The following is a 16,852-nucleotide window of genomic DNA, read 5'->3' on the forward strand; positions in this document are numbered from 1 at the left end:
GTACCAGGACGGACAGGAGGCGCGGGGCGAAGATGGTGGACATGAGCGAGTTCGCGAGTGTGTTGCGTTCCTGGCGCGACCGCGTCCGTCCCGAAGAGGTCGGCCTGCCGGCCGGGCCCGGCCGACGGACCCCGGGTCTCCGACGCGAGGAGCTCGCCGCGCTCGCCGGGGTGAGCGTCGACTACGTCGTCCGGCTCGAGCAGGGCCGCGCGCTGAACCCCTCACCGCAGCTCCTCGGCGCGCTCGCCACGGCGCTTCGGCTCACCGCGGCCGAGCGCGACCACCTGTGCCGGGTCGCCGGCGTCGCTCCCCCGTCGCTCCAGGTCGTCCCGCGGCACATCACCCCCGGGGTGCAGCGGCTCGTCGACCGCCTCGGCGACGTCCCGATCGCGGTGTTCACGGCGACGCACGACATCGTGCTGTGGAACGACCTGTGGGCTGCGTTGAACGGTGACCCCTCGCGGGCCGTCGGCATCGAGCGCAACCTGGTGTGGCGGCACTTCATGCACGCGCACGACGGTGTCGAGTGGGACGACGAGCACCAGGAGGAGTTCTCGAGCGACCTCGCAGCGGACCTCCGGCAGGCATCCGGCCGCTACCCCGCCGACCGCGACCTGGCCGAACTCGTGGCGCGGCTCCGCCGGGAGTCACCCGAGTTCGAACGTCGCTGGGACACCGGTCGCATCGCCGAGCACCGGGCGAGCCGCAAGCAGGTGCACACGCCCGTCGGCCCCATCGAGATCGACTGCGACGTGCTGACGGTCCCGGGTGGCGACCTGCGGATCGTCGTCTACACCGCGGTTCCCGGAACCGAGGACGCCGCCAAGCTCGACCTGCTGCGGGTCACCGGCCTCCAGCAGTTCACGACGGCGCCGTGACCGCGATGGGCGAGCACGACCGCTGGCGTCCGGACGGCGGCTGGTCCCCTGGCTAGCGGTCCGAACGAACGACTGCCGGAGCGGTCCACGCTCGGCTCAGGACGGCGTCGTCCGGTTCGTACATCCGGAGGATCGGGCGGAAGTCCCCGGCGGGGCTCGGGAGCCAGTTGGCGTCCGGGTCCGCTGGCCGCTCGTGGCTGATCGTGATCGTGAGTGCGCCGTCCGGGTCGCGGACGATGCCGGGTGTCCGGTCGCCGACCGAGTAGCGGTCGATGGGGTTCGCGACGAGGTAGAAGTCGGGCATGGAGTACATGGTCAGCGACCAGAACCCGCCGACGGGAGGGGTCGGATCGAGACGGAGCGTGTAGGTCCGGGACCCCGTGAGCTGCTCACCCTGGTCGTCGACGTACGTCATGATGTACGCCGCCTCGTACGCGTGGTTGCCCCACAGACCACCGAGTGCCGCTGCGGCACGTTCGACGATGCGCAGTTCCGGATCGGTGATCGTGAATCGGTCGTCGTCGAGCGCACCCACCTCGAAGAAGTCGAGGTTGTAGTCGAAGGCGTGCAGGGTGAGCTTCCAGCCGTTCACCTGCGGGCTCGCACCCGAGGTGAGCGCGTGCTCGAGCGCCGCTCGTCCGGCGTCGAGACCGGCGGCGAGCCTCTCGTGCGCGGTGGTGGACAGGTCGAGGTACGGAGTGGTCGGCGCGGTGGTGCCGGCGGGCGCCAGCGACCGCTGCAGTTCGCGGTCGCGTGCCGCGGGCGGGAACTGCTGGGACCAGACGCGCAACTGCTCGAGGAAGACCAGGTCCTCGGGAACGGCTGGGTCCGGTTCGGCGAGGCCGATCGGACGGGCAGCGGCGTCCAGCGGCGTCAGCGTCGTCGCGTCCTGGAGCGCGTGCACGGTGGGCAGGTCGTCGTCGCTGCTCACCGCCCAGCGGCCGACGATGGACGCCACCGTCGTCGGGAAGTGGATGACGGTCGTGCCCGACGGTGCGGAGTCGTCCCACGTCGGTGGCACGAGGAGGAACTCTGCCGCATGGGTGCCGGTCGCACGGTGGCCGACGTAGGCGAAGTTGTCCGTCCACGCGGACACGAACTGCAGCACGTAGTACCGACCGGCCGTGTCGGGTACGCGCAACCGGACCGGTCCGACGCTGAGGTCGATCTGGGCCATCGAGTACAACGTGTCGTTGTTGATGGTCACGAACGTGTCGTCCGGCCCGGCGAGGGTACGGGCGTGTCCGAAGGAGTTCCACGGTGCCGCTGGAACCGCACCGACACCGGTCTCGACGTACCGCGCGACCTGCGCGAGGTTGAACACCAGCGGGAAGCCGTACAGGTACGCCTTCGTCAGGAGTGCTCGGTCGGCATCGCTGCTCACTGCTGTGTCGGTCATGCAGCGATCTCACCGCGAACCGCCGCCAGTGGCTTCACCCCGAACGGGTGAGCAGGCCGCGATGCGACTTCCGGCATCCCCCGATCAGAGCTCGTGCCTCACTGCGACGAGCTCGGGCTCAGCGCTTCCTCGTCCGCCGCGACGTCCTTCTGCACCGCGAACTGGGTCCGGTGCAACTCCTCGTACCGTCCGCCGACGGCCAGCAGTTCCTCGTGGGTCCCACGCTCGACGATCGAACCGTCCTCGACCACGAGGATCAGGTCCGCGCTGCGGATGGTCGACAGCCGGTGGGCGATCACCATCGCCGTCCGCCCCTCGAGTGCCTCGCTGAGCGCAGCCTGCACGGCCGCCTCGGACGTCGAGTCGAGCGCCGCGGTGGCCTCGTCGAGGATGACGACGCGCGGCTGGGCGAGCAGGAGCCTGGCGATGGTCATCCGCTGGCGCTCGCCGCCGGACAGCCGGTAGCCGCGCTCGCCGACCATGGTGTCCAGCTGGTCCGGCAGGGAGCGGATGAGCGGTTCGAGCCGTGCGCGCCGGACGGCGTCCCACACCTCGTCCTCGGTCGCCTCGGGCCGTGCGAGGCGCAGGTTGGAGCGGATGGTCTCGTGGAACAGGTGGCCGTCCTGCGTCACCATCCCCATGGTGTGTCGCATGGAGGCGAACGTGACGTCGCGGACGTCCGACCCGGCGAGTCGTACGGCGCCGCTGTCGACGTCGTACAGGCGGGAGAGCAGCTGTGCGATCGTGGACTTGCCGGCCCCGGAGGTGCCGACGAGGGCGACGGTCTGCCCCGGCTCGATCCGGAACGAGACGCCGTGCAACACCTCGTCACCGCCGCGGGTGTCCAGCGTGGAGACCTCCTCGAGCGAGGCGAGGGACACCTTGTCCGCCGAGGGGTACGCGAAGCGGACGTCGTCGAACTCGACCGCCACCGGGCCGTCGGGGACGGTGCCGGCGTCGGGCTTCTCCTGGATGAGTGGTTCGAGGTCGAGGACTTCGAAGACGCGCTCGAAGCTGACCACCGCGCTCATGATCTCCACCCGGGCGTTCGCGAGGCTGGTCAGCGGCGCGTACAGGCGGGTGAGCAGGAGGGCCAGCGTCACCACGTCGCCCGTGTTCAGGTGGCCACCGAGGGCGAGGGCGCCGCCGACCCCGTAGACGAGCGCGAGGGCGAGCGCGGAGACCAGGGTGAGGGCGGTGACGAAGACGAACTGCAGCAGGGCACTCCGCACCCCGATGTCGCGGACCCGGGCTGCGCGGACCCGGAACTCCTCGGCTTCCTCGTCGGGCCGGCCGAACAGCTTCACGAGGGTGGCACCGGGCGCGGAGAAGCGCTCGGTCATCTGCGTGCTCATGGCGGCGTTGTGGTCGGCGGCCTCGCGACGCAGCGCGGCGAGGCGGCTGCCCATGCGCCGCGCGGGCACGAGGAAGATCGGGAGCATCACGATCGCCAGGACCGTCACGAGCCAGGACGTGCTGAGCATGACGGTCAGGGTGAGGATCAGCGCCACGAGGTTCGTGACCACGCCGGACAGCGTGCCGCTGAAGGCCTGCTGCGCACCGATCACGTCGTTGTTGAGGCGACTGACGAGGGCACCCGTCCGTGTGCGGGTGAAGAACGCGATCGGCATCTTCTGCACGTGGTTGAAGACGGCGGTCCGGAGGTCCAGGATCACGCCTTCGCCGATGCGTGCGGAGAACCAGCGCGTGGCGAGCGACACGCCTGCGTCGCCCACGGCGACCAGGGCGATGACGACCGCGAGCCAGACGATCGTGTCGAGCGCGCCCCGGGCGACGATGACGTCGACCACCCGGCCAGCGAGCACCGGTGTCGCGACCGCGAGGACCGCGCCCACGACGGAGAGGACGATGAAGACCACCAGCTTGGCCCGGTAGGGCACTGCGAACGTCATGATCCGCCGCACCGACTCGCGCGAGATGCCGTGCTTGCCGTCCTTGGCGGTCGAGATCTTGTACAGCGAGCTCCAGGCCACGCCTTCCATGCTCATGGCAGTCAGGATACGTCGGTCCCCGTGCCGCTCAGACCGCGGTGAACACCAACGAGGCGTTCTGCCCACCGAACCCGAACGAGTTGTTCAGCGCCGCACGCATGGTCGCGGTCCGAGCCGTCCCCGCCACCACGTCCAGGTCGATCGCCGGGTCCTGGTGCTGCAGGTTCAGCGTCGGCGGCACGACCCCGGTCTCGAGTGCCCGGACCGTCAGGATCGCCTCGACTGCTCCCGCCGCACCGAACATGTGCCCGATGGCGCTCTTCGGCGCGGTGACGAGCGCACCGGTCCCGACAGCACGACCGATCGCCGCTGCCTCACCGACGTCCCCGACCGGGGTCCCGGTCGCGTGCGCGTTGACGTGGTCGATGTCCGCACCGGTGAGCCCGGCCATCCGGATCGCCGCCGTCATCGCGCGCTCCTGCTCGCTGCCGTCCCCGAGCGGGGCGGTGATGTGGAACGCGTCCGACGTGATCCCCCACCCGGCAAGCGTCCCGTGCGACCGCTGTGCGCGGGCGGCGGCGTGCGAGGCCCGTTCCAGGACGACGAACCCGGCACCCTCGCCGAGCACGAACCCGCGGCGGTCGGCGTCGAACGGTCGCGACAACGTGGTGGGGTCGTCACCGTCGGGCTTCGCGAGGGCCTGGGACTGCGCGAACGATGCCATGGTGACCGGGGTGACCGCCGCTTCGGTGCCGCCCGCGATGACGACGTCGGCCTCCCCCGTGACGATGAGCCGCGCGGCCGTCGCGATCGCCTCGGCACCGGACGCGCACGCCGAGACGGTCGTGTACGCACCGGCGCGGGCGCCGTACTCGATGCTGATCTGCGCTGCGGCCCCGTTGGCCATGAGCATCGGGACGGTCCGGGGCGACACCCGACGCGCGCCCGAGGCGCCGAGCACGTCGTGTGCATCGAGCAACGTCTCCACTCCCCCGATGCCGGTCCCGACGACGACGGCCAGGCGGTCGCCGTCCACCGCGGGCGCGCCGGCGTCGGCCCAGGCCTCGCCGGCGGCGACGAGCGCGAGCTGCTGGCTGCGGTCGAGTCGGTTCGCCCGGACGCGACCGAGAGCAGACTCGGCGTCGAGTGCTGCGTCGGCGCCGACCATGATCGGCACCCGTTCCCAGAGCTGCCCGTCGCGGTGCAGCTCGTGCACGCCGGAGCGTCCGGCGACCAGGGCGTCCCACATTGGCGCGACGCCGTGGCCGAACGGTGAGACCGCGCCGTAGCCGGTGATGGAGATGTCCACGAGTGCTCCTTCTTGTACGTTGAACAAGTGGAGTTGTACCACGTACAATTCAGAGATGGCAACCACCGACGGCACCGGGACGACCCGCGGCGCAGCGACCCGAGCGAGGATCCTCGCCGCGACCGCCGGACTCCTCAGCGCGGGGGCAGCCGGTGGCGCGGGCGGAGTGAGCACCCCACGCCACGCCGTCACCGTCAGCGAGATCGCCCGTGCGGCCGGGGTCTACCCGAACCAGATCACGCACCACTACGGCTCGAAGGACCGCCTCGTCCTCGACGCCGCCTTCGCGCTCTTCCTCCGCGACACCACGCGCCTGCAGGTCGCCGGTCGGCGAGCCGGGTCCGCCGACGCGTTCCGTCAGGTGCTCGCACGCACCGCGCTCGCCATGCCGTCGACACTCCTCGTCGTGCGCGCGCTGGCCGCCGCCGGTGACGACGACGCCCAGCGGGAGCGCGTGCGGCTCCTGCTCGCGGTCCTGTTCCGGCAGTCGGAGCGCTACCTCGAGCGCGTCGTCGCCGAGCACGGCTGGACGAGTCCGAGCGGTGTCGGCCGTGATGCCCGGACGTTCTGGAGCGCGGTGTTCGGCGCGACGCTCCTGGCCGACGCGGGCGTCACCGGCGGGCCGTCGGACCTCGACCTCGCAGGCACGGTGTCCATCCGCTGAGCGCGGGACGACGACCGGCGAGGGCTACTCGCCGAAGCCGCTCCGCACCAGCTCCACCAGTGCGTCGACCGCGACCTGCGCATCGGCTCCGCTCGCCTCGATCGACACGGTGGCACCCTTCGGCAGCGCCAACGCCATGATCGCCAGCAGGCTCTTCGCGTCCACGCCGTTCACGCGCACCGCTGCGTCGTACTTGGCTGCCGTCTTCACGAACTCCGCCGCGGGGCGGGCGTGCAGGCCGGTCTCGTTCACCAGTTCGACGCTCTCGGACGCGGCCACGTCGTCGACGCTGGCGGCCCCGTCACCCGGCCCCGTGCCTCCCGGCTGGTCACCGGACGGACGGGAGGCGCTGCTCGCGTCGTCCGCGGACCCTGCGGCGGACGCCGCGGCAGCGAGCACTGCCTCGGCGTCACCACCGGTCTGGGCCGCGACGGCCGCGGCGACCGCGCCCTCGACCAGGGGCGCCGGCGAGACGTGCACGCGTGCGCGGACGTCGTCGTCGAGGAAGTCGAGCGCCGTGTCGGTGGTCAGGTAGGCCGAACCGAGGTCGCACAGGACGACGACGGCGTCGGCGTCGGCGAGTTCCTCGATGCCGGCGGTGATCGCCTCGAACGACGTGCCGATGCCGCCGTCGTCGGTCCCGCCGGCCGCGACGAGCGGTACGTCGGCCGCCATCTGTCGGGCGAGTTCGACGGTGCCGGAGGCGATCGCGGCGCTGTGCGAGACGATCAGGATGCCGACGGTCACGCGGCGGAGCCCGTCGTCGCGTCCACCGCGGCGCGCAGGATGTACGCCGTCGACTGTGCACCCGGATCGCGGTGCCCGACGGCGCGTTCGCCGAGGTAGCTCGCACGCCCCTTGTGGGCGACGAGCGGTTCGGTGGCCTCGGCGCCCGAGGCGGCGGCGTCGGCCGCGGCGGCGAGCACCGCTGCCGGGTCGTCACCGGCGGCGGCGGCAGCGGTGGCGGCGTCGACCGCGGGGGTCCAGGCGTCCACCATCGTCTTGTCGCCGACGGCGGCCTTGCCGCGCGAGACCACGCCGTCGCGGGCTGCGGCGAGCACGGCGACGAGCGTGTCGGCGTCGAGCTCGGTCGCGTCGCCAGCAGCCTGGGCTGCCTTCAGGTACGCGGTGCCGAACAGCGGGCCGGCGGCGCCGCCGACGGTCGAGATGAGCTTCGTCGCGACCGTCTTGAGCACGGCGCCGGGCGTGTCGAAGGACCCGCCGTCGATGGCCTCGAGCACGGCGCGGAAACCGCGGTCGAGGTTCTCGCCGTGGTCCCCGTCACCGATCTCGCGGTCGAGTGTGACGAGTTCGGCCCGGTGTTCGTCGATCGTCGCAGCGGTGCGACGGACCCAGTCGATGGCCCATTCGGTGTCGAGCGCCAATGCGGTTCCCTTCGTGTTCCCGGCCCGGTGGGCTCGGTGTCGTGGTCGGTGGTCGAGCGGTCGATGTCGGCTGCTCAGCGACCCCAGCGCAGTGCTGGGGTCTCCACCGGTGCGTCCCAGAGTGCCGTGAGTTCCTCGTCGAGCACCGTGACGGTGATCGAGAACCCCTGCATCTCGAGGGACGTGACGTAGTCGCCGACCAAACTACGCGTGACGTCGTACCCGCGGTCCGTCAGCACCTCGGCGGCGCGGCGGTAGGCGATGTACAGCTCGGACAGCGGCGTGCCGCCCATGCCGTTGACGAGCAGGAGCAGCTTCGAGCCGGCCGGGGCGTCGAGGTCGGTCAGGATCGGTTCGAGCACACGGTCGACGAGCTGGTCGGCCGGTGCCATCGGGATGCGCTCGCGCCCGGGCTCGCCATGGATGCCGATGCCGAGTTCGACCTCGTCGTCGGCGAGCGTGAAGGACGGCTCCCCCGCGTGCGGCACGGTGCCGGACGCCAGGGCCAGGCCCATCGACCGCGTGACGTCGTTGACGTGGCGGGCGATCGCGGCGACGGCGTCGAGGTCGTCACCGCGCTCGGCCGCGGCACCGGCGCACTTCTCGACGACCACGGTGCCGGCCACGCCGCGGCGACCGGCGGTGTAGAGCGAGTCCTGCACGGCGACGTCGTCGTCGACCACGACGGCCTCGACGCGGATGTCGTCCATCTCGGCGAGCTCGGCGGCGGTCTCGAAGTTCAGGACGTCGCCGGTGTAGTTCTTCACGATGTGCAGGACGCCCGCGCCGCCGTCGACGGCCTTGGTGGCCGCGACGATCGGGTCGGGGGTCGGACTCGTGAACACCGGGCCCGGGACGGCGGCGTCGAGCATGCCGTACCCGACGAAGCCCGCGTGCAGCGGCTCGTGTCCGCTGCCGCCGCCACTGACGATGCCGACCTTGCCGGCGACGGGTGCGTCGGAGCGGTGCAGGTGGATCGGGTCCTCGACCAGGACGACGTGTCCGGCGTGTGCCCGGGCGAATCCCCGGACGGTCTCGTCGACCACGGCCTGCGGGTCGTTGATGAGCTTCTTCATGCGCGTGCCTCCACGGGTACGGGGCCGAGCCGAGGCGAACTGCACACCGCCGTCGTCGACCGGAGTGCGCCCAATCTACATCCGACGCCCGGGCGCTCGTTCGTCCGGTCTGCACGTTCGTGCAGTGCGACGGGGACGCGTCACCGGCTCGCGATCCCCCGCAGCGCACGCCGGTTGCACGTTCGTGCACGATCCCGGACTTCCCTCAGGAATTCATCGCCGCGTCGTTCGCCTCGTCACTAGGCTCGGCCTCAATCACTCAACGGGGAGTGCGGCGCAGCACCACCGGACCCCCACCTCACGCACTGGAGGTCACCGATGGACGACATCGGCGTCAAGTTCCTGTCCGAGCTCGTCGGTACAGCGATGCTCATCATCCTGGGTGGCGGTGTCGTCGCCGCCGTCTCCCTCACGAAGTCGAAGGGCTTCGGGGCCGGCTTCCTCATGGTCACGATCGGTTGGGGCTTCGCGGTCTTCGCCGGCGTCCTCGTGTCCTACAAGTCGGGCGGCCAGCTCAACCCGGCCGTCAGCCTCGCCCAGGCCATCCTCGGCAACATCAGTGTCGGCACGATGCTCATCTACTGGCTCGCGCAGATGATCGGCGCGGTCATCGGTGCCGTCATCGTCTGGCTCGCCTACAAGCAGCACTTCGACGAGGAGCCCGACGCCGCTGCGAAGCTCGGCGTCTTCTCCACCGGCCCCGCGATCCGGTCGTACGGCTGGAACGTCGTGACCGAGATCATCGGCACCTTCGTGCTCGTCTTCGTCATCCTCGCGATGACGAACGGCAAGGCACCTGCCGAACTCGGCGCCGTCCCCGTCGCCTTCCTCGTGATCGCGATCGGTGTCAGCCTCGGTGGCCCGACCGGCTACGCCATCAACCCGGCCCGTGACCTCGGCCCGCGCATCGCCCACGCCTTCCTGCCCATCAAGGGCAAGGGCTCGAGCGACTGGTCGTACGCCTGGGTGCCGGTCGTCGGACCGCTCGTCGGCGGTGCACTCGCCGCCGTGCTGTCGCTCGCGCTGCTGCCCGTCGTCAGCTGAACCAACCCAACCCCGGGGTGGGCGGCCCGCGATCGCGGGCCGCCCACCGCACCGAACACCCGTAAGGAGCACCAATGGCCGACTACATCGTCGCCATCGACCAGGGCACGACCTCCACCCGAGCGATCGTCTTCGATCACTCCGGCTCGATCATCTCGACCGGGCAGAAGGAGCACGAGCAGATCTTCCCGCGCGCCGGGTGGGTCGAGCACGACCCCGCCGAGATCTGGGACAACACCCGCGAGGTGATCGGTCAGGCACTGTCGCGTGCCGACATCACGCGTCACGACGTCGCCGCCGTGGGCATCACCAACCAGCGCGAGACCGCCGTCGTCTGGGACAAGACCACCGGCAAGCCGATCTACAACGCGATCGTCTGGCAGGACACCCGCACGCAGTCGATCGTCGACAAGCTCGCCGACGGTGACACCGACCGCTACAAGGCCATCGTCGGCCTCCCGCTCGCGACGTACTTCGCCGGCACCAAGATCATGTGGATCCTCGAGAACGTCGAGGGTGCGCGTGAGAAGGCCGAGGCCGGGGACCTGCTCTTCGGCACCACCGACACCTGGGTCCTCTGGAACCTGACCGGTGGCGTCGACGGCGGCGTCCACAAGACCGACGTCACGAACGCGTCCCGCACGCTGTTCATGGACCTCGAGACGCTCCAGTGGCGCGACGACATCCTCGCCGATTTCGGTGTGCCGAAGTCGATGCTCCCCGAGATCGTCAGCTCCTCCGAGGTCTACGGCCACGTCGAGTCGTCCAACCTGCTCCGCGAGGTCCCGATCGCGGGCATCCTCGGCGACCAGCAGGCCGCGACCTTCGGCCAGGCGGCGTTCGACCAGGGCGAGTCGAAGAACACCTACGGCACCGGCAACTTCCTCATCTTCAACACCGGTACCGAGATCGTCCGCTCCGAGAACGGCCTGCTCACCACCGTCGGCTACAAGCTCGGCGACCAGGAGACGCACTACGCACTCGAGGGCTCGATCGCCGTCACGGGTTCGCTCATCCAGTGGCTCCGTGACAACCTCGGTCTCATCGGCAGTGCGCCGGAGGTCGAGGCACTGGCCAAGACCGTCGAGGACAACGGCGGCGTGTACTTCGTGCCGGCGTTCTCCGGGCTCTTCGCGCCGTACTGGCGTCCGGATGCTCGCGGAGCCATCGTCGGCCTGACCCGCTACGTCAACAAGGGGCACATCGCACGTGCGGCCCTCGAGGCGACGGCGCTGCAGACCCGCGAGGTCCTCGACGCGGTGAACGCCGACTCGGGCGTGGACCTGACCGAGCTCAAGGTCGACGGCGGCATGACCGCCAACAACGAGCTCATGCAGTTCCAGGCCGACATCCTCAACGTGCCGGTGGTGCGTCCGGTCGTCGCCGAGACGACGGCGCTCGGCGCGGCCTACGCGGCCGGTCTCGCGGTGGGCTTCTGGGCCAACCTCGACGAGCTCCGTGCCAACTGGCAGGAGGACAAGCGTTGGGAGCCGCAGCTCGACGCTGCGGAGCGCGAGCGCACGCTCCGTCTCTGGAAGAAGGCCGTCACGAAGACCTTCGACTGGGTCGACGAGGACGTCCAGTAGCGACGCACGCGCACGCTGACCGCGTGCACTGAACGCACCGACGGGAGGCCCGGTGCCGGTTCCAGGAACCGGCACCGGGCCTCCCGTCGGTTGCGTCTACTCCGCGTCGGTCGCGGTCGGGACCGCGATCCAGTCCGCCAGCTTGCGGGTACCGGCGCCGGAGTCGATCGCCTCGGCCGCGACCGCGAGCTGCTCGCGGAAGCGCTGCAGGATCGGTCGGTCGGACTCGGCCGGGTCCTGCGCCAGACGGAAGGAGACCAGTCCCGCTGCGGCGTTGAGCAACACGATGTCGCGTACCGGGCCCGTCTCCCCCGACAGCACGCGGTGCACGACGGCCGCGTTGTGCTCGGGGTCGCCACCGAGGAAGTCCTCGGTGCGTGCACGTGCGATGCCGAGGTCGCGCGGGTCGAGGTCGTGCTCGATGATGCGCCCGCCGGTGACCTCCCAGATGTGGCTGTGGCCGGTGGTGGTGAGCTCGTCGAGGCCGTCGTCCCCGCGGAACACCAGGGCGGTCGCGCCGCGGGTCTGGAACACGCCCGTGATGATCGGCACGAGGTCGAGCTGCGCGACGCCGACGGCGTTCGCTTCGCACCGTGCGGGGTTGACGAGCGGCCCGAGGAAGTTGAACACCGTGGGCACGCCGATCTCGCGGCGGACCGGCCCGGCGTGCGCGAAGCCCGGGTGGAACGCGTTCGCGAACGCGAAGGTCAGTCCGACACGCCGGAAGGTGTCCGCGACACGCGCGGCGTCCATCGTGAGATCGAGCCCGAGTGCGGCGAGCACGTCGCTCGAACCGGACTTCGACGAGCTCGCCTTGTTGCCGTGCTTCACGACGGGCACCCCGGCGGCGGCGATGACGATCGCCGCCATCGTCGAGACGTTCACGGTGCCGACGACGTCCCCACCCGTGCCGACGATGTCCAACGCCATCGGGTCGACGTCCAGCGGAACGGCGGCGTCGAGGATCGCGTCGCGGAACCCGACCACCTCGTCGACGGTCTCGCCCTTCGCGCGGAGCGTCACGGCGAACGCGGCGATCTGTGCCTGGGTGGCGCGCCCGTGCACGATCTCCTCCATGGCCCATGTGGATTGCCTGATCGTCAGGTCCTCGCGCGCCATGAGCGCGCTGATCACTGCAGGCCAAGAGAGTGCGTCAGGCATGGCTCGATCGTAGTGAATTCGAGAGACCCGCCAGTCTCCTGCGAAAACACTGTCTGGGGTTTCGGCCATAATGGAGGACGTGACTAGCACCCCTCTCTCCAGATCCGCCAGCGGTCCGGCCCTGAACAGGCCGAACGCCGTTGCCGTGGGGACGATCGTGTGGCTGGGCAGCGAGGTCATGTTCTTCGCCGGCCTGTTCGCGATCTACTTCACGCTGCGCAGCACGTCCCCCGAGCTGTGGGCGGCCGAAACCTCCAAGCTCGAGGTGCCCTTCGCCTCGGTGAACACGATCATCCTGGTGCTGTCCAGCTTCGCGTGCCAGTTCGCCGTGTTCGCTGCAGAGCGCTTCCAGGTGCACCGCACGAGCTGGAACCCGCGCCACTGGGGCATGACGGAGTGGTTCTTCGTCACCTACGCGATGGGCGCGATCTTCGTCTGCGGCCAGATCTTCGAGTACGCCAACCTCTGGCACGAGGGCGTCACGCTCTCCTCCAGCGCCTACGGCTCGGCCTTCTACATGACGACCGGGTTCCACGGCCTCCACGTCACGGGTGGCCTCATCGCCTTCCTGCTGACGCTCGGCCGCGGCTTCGCCGCGAAGAACTTCGGTCACAAGGAAGCGACCACCGCCATCGTCGTGTCGTACTACTGGCACTTCGTCGACGTCGTGTGGATCTTCCTCTTCGCCGTCATCTACCTTCTCAAGTAGGAACTGGACACCCCCGAGCACATGTTCAACAGAACCAAGACCAAGAAGGGCCGCCGTTCACCGATGGCGACCGTCTCGCTCATCGTCGTCGGCCTCATGACCACCGGCGGTGCGTACGCGCTCTTCAGCTCCACGGCCAACGCCGACGACAGCACGAGCACCGTCGCGGCGACCAGCCAGTCGAAGGTGAACGAGGGCCAGAAGCTCTTCGCCTCGAACTGCGCGACCTGCCACGGCCTCTCCGCCCAGGGCACGAGCGAGGGTCCGTCCCTCATCGGTGTCGGCGCCGCCTCGGTCGACTTCCAGGTCGGCACCGGCCGCATGCCGATGGCCGCCCAGGGTCCGCAGGCCGAAGAGAAGCCCGCGCAGTTCACGGACGAGCAGGTCGACGCCCTCGCCGAGTACGTCGCCTCGCTGGGCCCCGGCCCGGCCGTCCCGTCCACCGAGCTCACCAACGGTGAGGACGGCGACGCGGCCGAGGGTGCCGAGCTCTTCCGCATCAACTGCGCCATGTGTCACAACGTGGCCGGCGCCGGCGGTGCCCTGACCGAGGGCAAGTACGCACCGAACCTGTCGACGGTCTCCGGCAAGCACATCTACGAGGCGATGCAGACCGGCCCGCAGAACATGCCGGTCTTCAACGACCTGAACCTCACGCCGGAGCAGAAGGCCGACATCATCACGTACCTCAAGTACGTGCAGGACAACAAGTCGCCCGGCGGGTTCGCACTCGGCTCCCTGGGCCCGGTGGCCGAGGGTCTGTTCATCTGGATCTTCGGACTCGGCGCGGTCGTCGCGATGACCGTCTGGCTGACCGCGAAGTCCAACTGATCGTCCGTGTCGAACGACACTGAAGGGAACACCATGGCAGAGCACGACGACGAGACGCTGAACTCGTCCTCGGCTGTCGAGAAGCACGGCACGACCACCTCCCCCGGGATCGCGGTGCTGCCCACCGACCCGTTCGAGAACCCGGGTGAGCCGCCGCACCGCGCGCGCCGCACCGACGTCGACCCGAAGAAGCAGCGCCTGGCCGAGCGTCAGGTCGCGACCTTCTTCTACCTCTCGATCGTCGGCAGCGTCCTCTCGATCGCGGCCTACGTCGCGTTCCCGATCGACTCGAACGACTTCGGGACGGTCCGCACCGCGAACCTCTTCCTCGGCCTCTCGATCGCCCTCGCGCTCATCGCGCTGGGCCTCGGCGCGGTCTACTGGTCGAAGTCGCTCGTCGTCGACCGCGAGATCACCGAGCTCCGCCACGGCACCCGCGGCACGGACGCGACGCGCGCCAAGGCCGTCGAGGCCTTCCAGCTGGCCGACAAGGAGTCCGGCTTCAGCCGTCGCAAGCTGATCCGCAACTCGATGATCGGTGCGCTGGCCGCGTTCCCGCTGCCGGGCATCGTCCTGGTCCGCGACCTCGCTCCGGCCGAGGACCCGAACGAGCTCCTGCGCCACACCTTCTGGAAGCAGGGCCTGCGCCTGACGAAGGACCCGACGGGTCTGCCGATCAAGGCCTCGGACGTGACCATCGGTTCGGTGTTCCACGTCATCCCGGACGGCATGCTCGACTCCGAGCACATGCTCGAGGAGAAGGCCAAGGCCTCCGTCCTCCTCATGCGTCTCGACCCGAAGGACCTCAACCCGTCCAAGGGCCACGAGAACTGGGGCTACGACGGCATCGTCGCGTACTCCAAGATCTGCACCCACGTCGGATGCCCGGTCGCGCTCTACGAGCAGCAGACGCACCACCTGCTGTGCCCGTGCCACCAGTCCACCTTCGATGTCTCGAACAACTGCGAGGTCATCTTCGGTCCGGCCGCACGCCCCCTCCCCCAACTTCCGATCGCGATCGACGACGACGGCTACCTGGTTGCCCAGAGCGACTTCCACGAGCCGGTCGGACCGTCCTTCTGGGAGCGTGAACGCTGATGACCAGCACCCCCACCACCACGGCACCGAGCAGCACGGCCAACAAGCCGGCTCCGGAGCGCGGATCCCGCATAATCGGCGGGGTCGCCAACTACATCGACGAGCGCACCAGCATCTCGGGGCTCGTCAAGGAAGTCGGCCGGAAGATCTTCCCGGACCACTGGAGCTTCATGCTCGGCGAGGTGGCGCTGTACAGCTTCGTCGTCGTCCTGCTCTCCGGTACGTTCCTGACGTTCTTCTTCCAGGCCTCGATGGCCGAGGTCGTCTACAACGGCACGTACGTCCCGCTCAAGGGCGTCGAGATGTCGACGGCGCTCCAGTCCACGCTGGACATCTCGTTCGACATCCGCGGTGGGCTCTTCGTCCGCCAGGTCCACCACTGGGCGGCCCTGCTGTTCGTGGCGTCGATCATGCTGCACATGGCCCGCGTGTTCTTCACCGGTGCCTTCCGCAAGCCGCGTGAGCTCAACTGGGTCTTCGGCTTCCTGCTCTGGGTCCTCGCCATGGGTGAGGGCTTCACCGGCTACTCGCTCCCCGACGACCTGCTCTCCGGAAACGGTCTGCGGATCATCGTCGGCATGATCGAGGGCGTTCCGGTGATCGGTGTCTGGATCGCCTACCTGCTCTTCGGTGGCGAGTTCCCGGGCACCGACATCGTGGGCCGCCTCTACACGCTGCACATCCTGCTGCTGCCGGCGATCCTCGTCGCGGTGCTCGGTGTCCACCTCGTGCTCGTCGTGATCAACAAGCACACCCAGTTCGCTGGCCCGGGCAAGACCAACGACAACGTCGTCGGTGTCCCGATCCTCCCGGCGTTCGCCGCCAAGGCCGGCGGGTTCTTCTTCATCGTCGCGGGCATCATCGCCCTCATCGCGTCGATGTTCACGATCAACCCGATCTGGAACTACGGCCCGTACGACCCCTCGCCGGTCTCCGCCGGTACCCAGCCCGACTGGTACATCGGCTTCGCCGACGGCGCACTGCGTCTGGTGCCGCCGCACTGGGAGGTCGTGTGGTTCGGCTACACGGTGTCGTTCAACATCCTGGCGCCCATCGCGGTCCTGGTGCTGCTCATCCTCGCGATCCTGCTGTACCCGTTCCTCGAGTCGTGGATCACCGGCGACAAGCGCGAGCACCACATCCTGGACCGTCCGCGCAACGCCCCGACCCGCACGGCGATCGGTGCCGCCGGCATCACGCTCTACGCCAGCCTCTGGGCTGCGGCGTCGTCGGACATCATCGCGACCCACTTCCTGGTGTCGATCGAACACGTGATCCACGTGATCCAGGCAACGACGGTCCTCGGCCCGTTCGTCGCCTTCTGGATCACGAAGCGCGTGTGCCTCGCACTCCAGAAGAAGGACCGCGAGATCGTCCTGCACGGCTACGAGTCCGGTCGCATCGTCCGACTCCCCCACGGCGAGTACATCGAGGTGCACGAGCAGCTCGACGAGTACGAGCGCTGGAAGCTGCTGCAGTTCAACGAGTACAAGCCGCTCATGATCCGCCCGAACGCCAAGGGGCAGATCACCGTGGTCCAGAAGGCCCGTGCGAGCGTCTCCCGCTTCTTCTTCGAAGACCGCATCGAGCCGGTCTCGAAGGCCGAGCTCGAGGCAGCGCACGCCGCCCACCACGGCCCGGACCTCGAGGGCAGCCACCAGGCCCAGCAGGTCGAGGAAAAGCACTAAGCACGACGACAGGAACCCCCGCCACCACGTGGCGGGGGTTTCTTCGTGCGATGGGCGAAACGCCGCCCCCAG

At 69.6% G+C, this 16,852-nt stretch carries 15 protein-coding genes; 8 read left to right on the top strand and 7 right to left on the bottom strand.

All coding sequences use genetic code 11. From position 1 onward, the window contains the following. Positions 1 to 41 precede the first annotated feature (41 nt). Entirely contained in the window at positions 42 to 878 is an 837-nt protein-coding gene (locus M4960_RS01680) for a helix-turn-helix domain-containing protein (protein WP_123294411.1), read from the top strand. Between the two features lie 52 nt (positions 879 to 930). On the opposite strand, the gene M4960_RS01685 is transcribed toward M4960_RS01680, so the two are convergent. From M4960_RS01685 to M4960_RS01695, 3 genes are all read right to left on the bottom strand, one after another. Continuing rightward, positions 931 to 2,277, bottom strand: a complete 1,347-nt coding sequence (locus tag M4960_RS01685; protein WP_173168582.1) for a DUF1254 domain-containing protein — start codon at positions 2,275 to 2,277, stop codon at positions 931 to 933. Positions 2,278 to 2,375: 98 nt separating this feature from the next. Next, entirely contained in the window at positions 2,376 to 4,286 is a 1,911-nt protein-coding gene (locus tag M4960_RS01690) for an ABC transporter ATP-binding protein (RefSeq protein ID WP_173168581.1), read from the bottom strand. A 31-nt stretch (positions 4,287 to 4,317) separates the two neighbouring features. Beyond that, positions 4,318 to 5,538, bottom strand: a complete 1,221-nt coding sequence (locus M4960_RS01695) for a beta-ketoacyl synthase (RefSeq protein WP_173168580.1) — start codon at positions 5,536 to 5,538, stop codon at positions 4,318 to 4,320. A 55-nt stretch (positions 5,539 to 5,593) separates the two neighbouring features. On the opposite strand from M4960_RS01695, the gene M4960_RS01700 reads away from it, so the two are divergent. After that, the gene (locus M4960_RS01700) at positions 5,594 to 6,202 is read left to right on the top strand and encodes a TetR/AcrR family transcriptional regulator C-terminal domain-containing protein (protein ID WP_173168579.1); all 609 of its coding nucleotides are present in this window, start codon (positions 5,594 to 5,596) and stop codon (positions 6,200 to 6,202) included. 24 nt (positions 6,203 to 6,226) lie between these two features. On the opposite strand, the gene dhaM is transcribed toward M4960_RS01700, so the two are convergent. The 3 genes from dhaM to dhaK all read right to left on the bottom strand — a co-directional run bounded on the left by dhaM (position 6,227) and on the right by dhaK (position 8,663). Beyond that, positions 6,227 to 6,949: a dihydroxyacetone kinase phosphoryl donor subunit DhaM gene (gene dhaM, locus M4960_RS01705; RefSeq protein ID WP_173168578.1), complete on the bottom strand. Its 723-nt coding sequence runs from the start codon at positions 6,947 to 6,949 to the stop codon at positions 6,227 to 6,229. Then, a complete protein-coding gene (dhaL, locus tag M4960_RS01710) occupies positions 6,946 to 7,587 on the bottom strand; it encodes a dihydroxyacetone kinase subunit DhaL (protein WP_133936617.1) in 642 nt (213 codons plus the stop codon). Before dhaL ends, dhaM begins: the two co-directional genes overlap by 4 nt. 74 nt (positions 7,588 to 7,661) lie before the next feature. Then, positions 7,662 to 8,663: a dihydroxyacetone kinase subunit DhaK gene (gene dhaK / locus M4960_RS01715; RefSeq protein ID WP_133936618.1), complete on the bottom strand. Its 1,002-nt coding sequence runs from the start codon at positions 8,661 to 8,663 to the stop codon at positions 7,662 to 7,664. Between the two features lie 318 nt (positions 8,664 to 8,981). Here dhaK and M4960_RS01720 point away from each other — a divergent pair, with 318 nt between their 5' ends. After that, the gene (locus M4960_RS01720) at positions 8,982 to 9,707 is read left to right on the top strand and encodes an MIP/aquaporin family protein (RefSeq protein WP_123294418.1); all 726 of its coding nucleotides are present in this window, start codon (positions 8,982 to 8,984) and stop codon (positions 9,705 to 9,707) included. Positions 9,708 to 9,781: 74 nt separating this feature from the next. Continuing rightward, positions 9,782 to 11,293, top strand: coding sequence for a glycerol kinase GlpK (glpK, locus tag M4960_RS01725; protein ID WP_111084025.1), 1,512 nt, complete (start codon positions 9,782 to 9,784; stop codon positions 11,291 to 11,293). A gap of 96 nt (positions 11,294 to 11,389) precedes the next feature. On the opposite strand, the gene trpD is transcribed toward glpK, so the two are convergent. Continuing rightward, positions 11,390 to 12,454, bottom strand: coding sequence for an anthranilate phosphoribosyltransferase (trpD, locus tag M4960_RS01730; protein WP_248703306.1), 1,065 nt, complete (start codon positions 12,452 to 12,454; stop codon positions 11,390 to 11,392). A gap of 70 nt (positions 12,455 to 12,524) precedes the next feature. On the opposite strand from trpD, the gene M4960_RS01735 reads away from it, so the two are divergent. Genes M4960_RS01735 through M4960_RS01750 form a run of 4 tightly spaced genes read left to right on the top strand, consistent with a single transcriptional unit; the run spans position 12,525 to position 16,780 of the window. Continuing rightward, entirely contained in the window at positions 12,525 to 13,163 is a 639-nt protein-coding gene (locus M4960_RS01735) for a heme-copper oxidase subunit III (protein ID WP_111084027.1), read from the top strand. Between the two features lie 21 nt (positions 13,164 to 13,184). Next, positions 13,185 to 13,994 carry a cytochrome c gene (locus M4960_RS01740; protein WP_123294420.1) on the top strand — a complete coding sequence of 270 codons (810 nt, stop codon included), beginning with the start codon at positions 13,185 to 13,187 and terminating at the stop codon, positions 13,992 to 13,994. A 33-nt stretch (positions 13,995 to 14,027) separates the two neighbouring features. Then, entirely contained in the window at positions 14,028 to 15,092 is a 1,065-nt protein-coding gene (locus tag M4960_RS01745; RefSeq protein WP_111084029.1) for a ubiquinol-cytochrome c reductase iron-sulfur subunit, read from the top strand. Continuing rightward, positions 15,092 to 16,780, top strand: coding sequence for a ubiquinol-cytochrome c reductase cytochrome b subunit (locus M4960_RS01750; protein ID WP_248703307.1), 1,689 nt, complete (start codon positions 15,092 to 15,094; stop codon positions 16,778 to 16,780). The genes M4960_RS01745 and M4960_RS01750 overlap by 1 nt, the downstream gene beginning before the upstream one ends. The last annotated feature ends 72 nt before the right edge of the window (positions 16,781 to 16,852 follow it).

Source organism: Curtobacterium sp. MWU13-2055 (assembly GCF_023242305.1).
Classification (GTDB): domain Bacteria; phylum Actinomycetota; class Actinomycetes; order Actinomycetales; family Microbacteriaceae; genus Curtobacterium.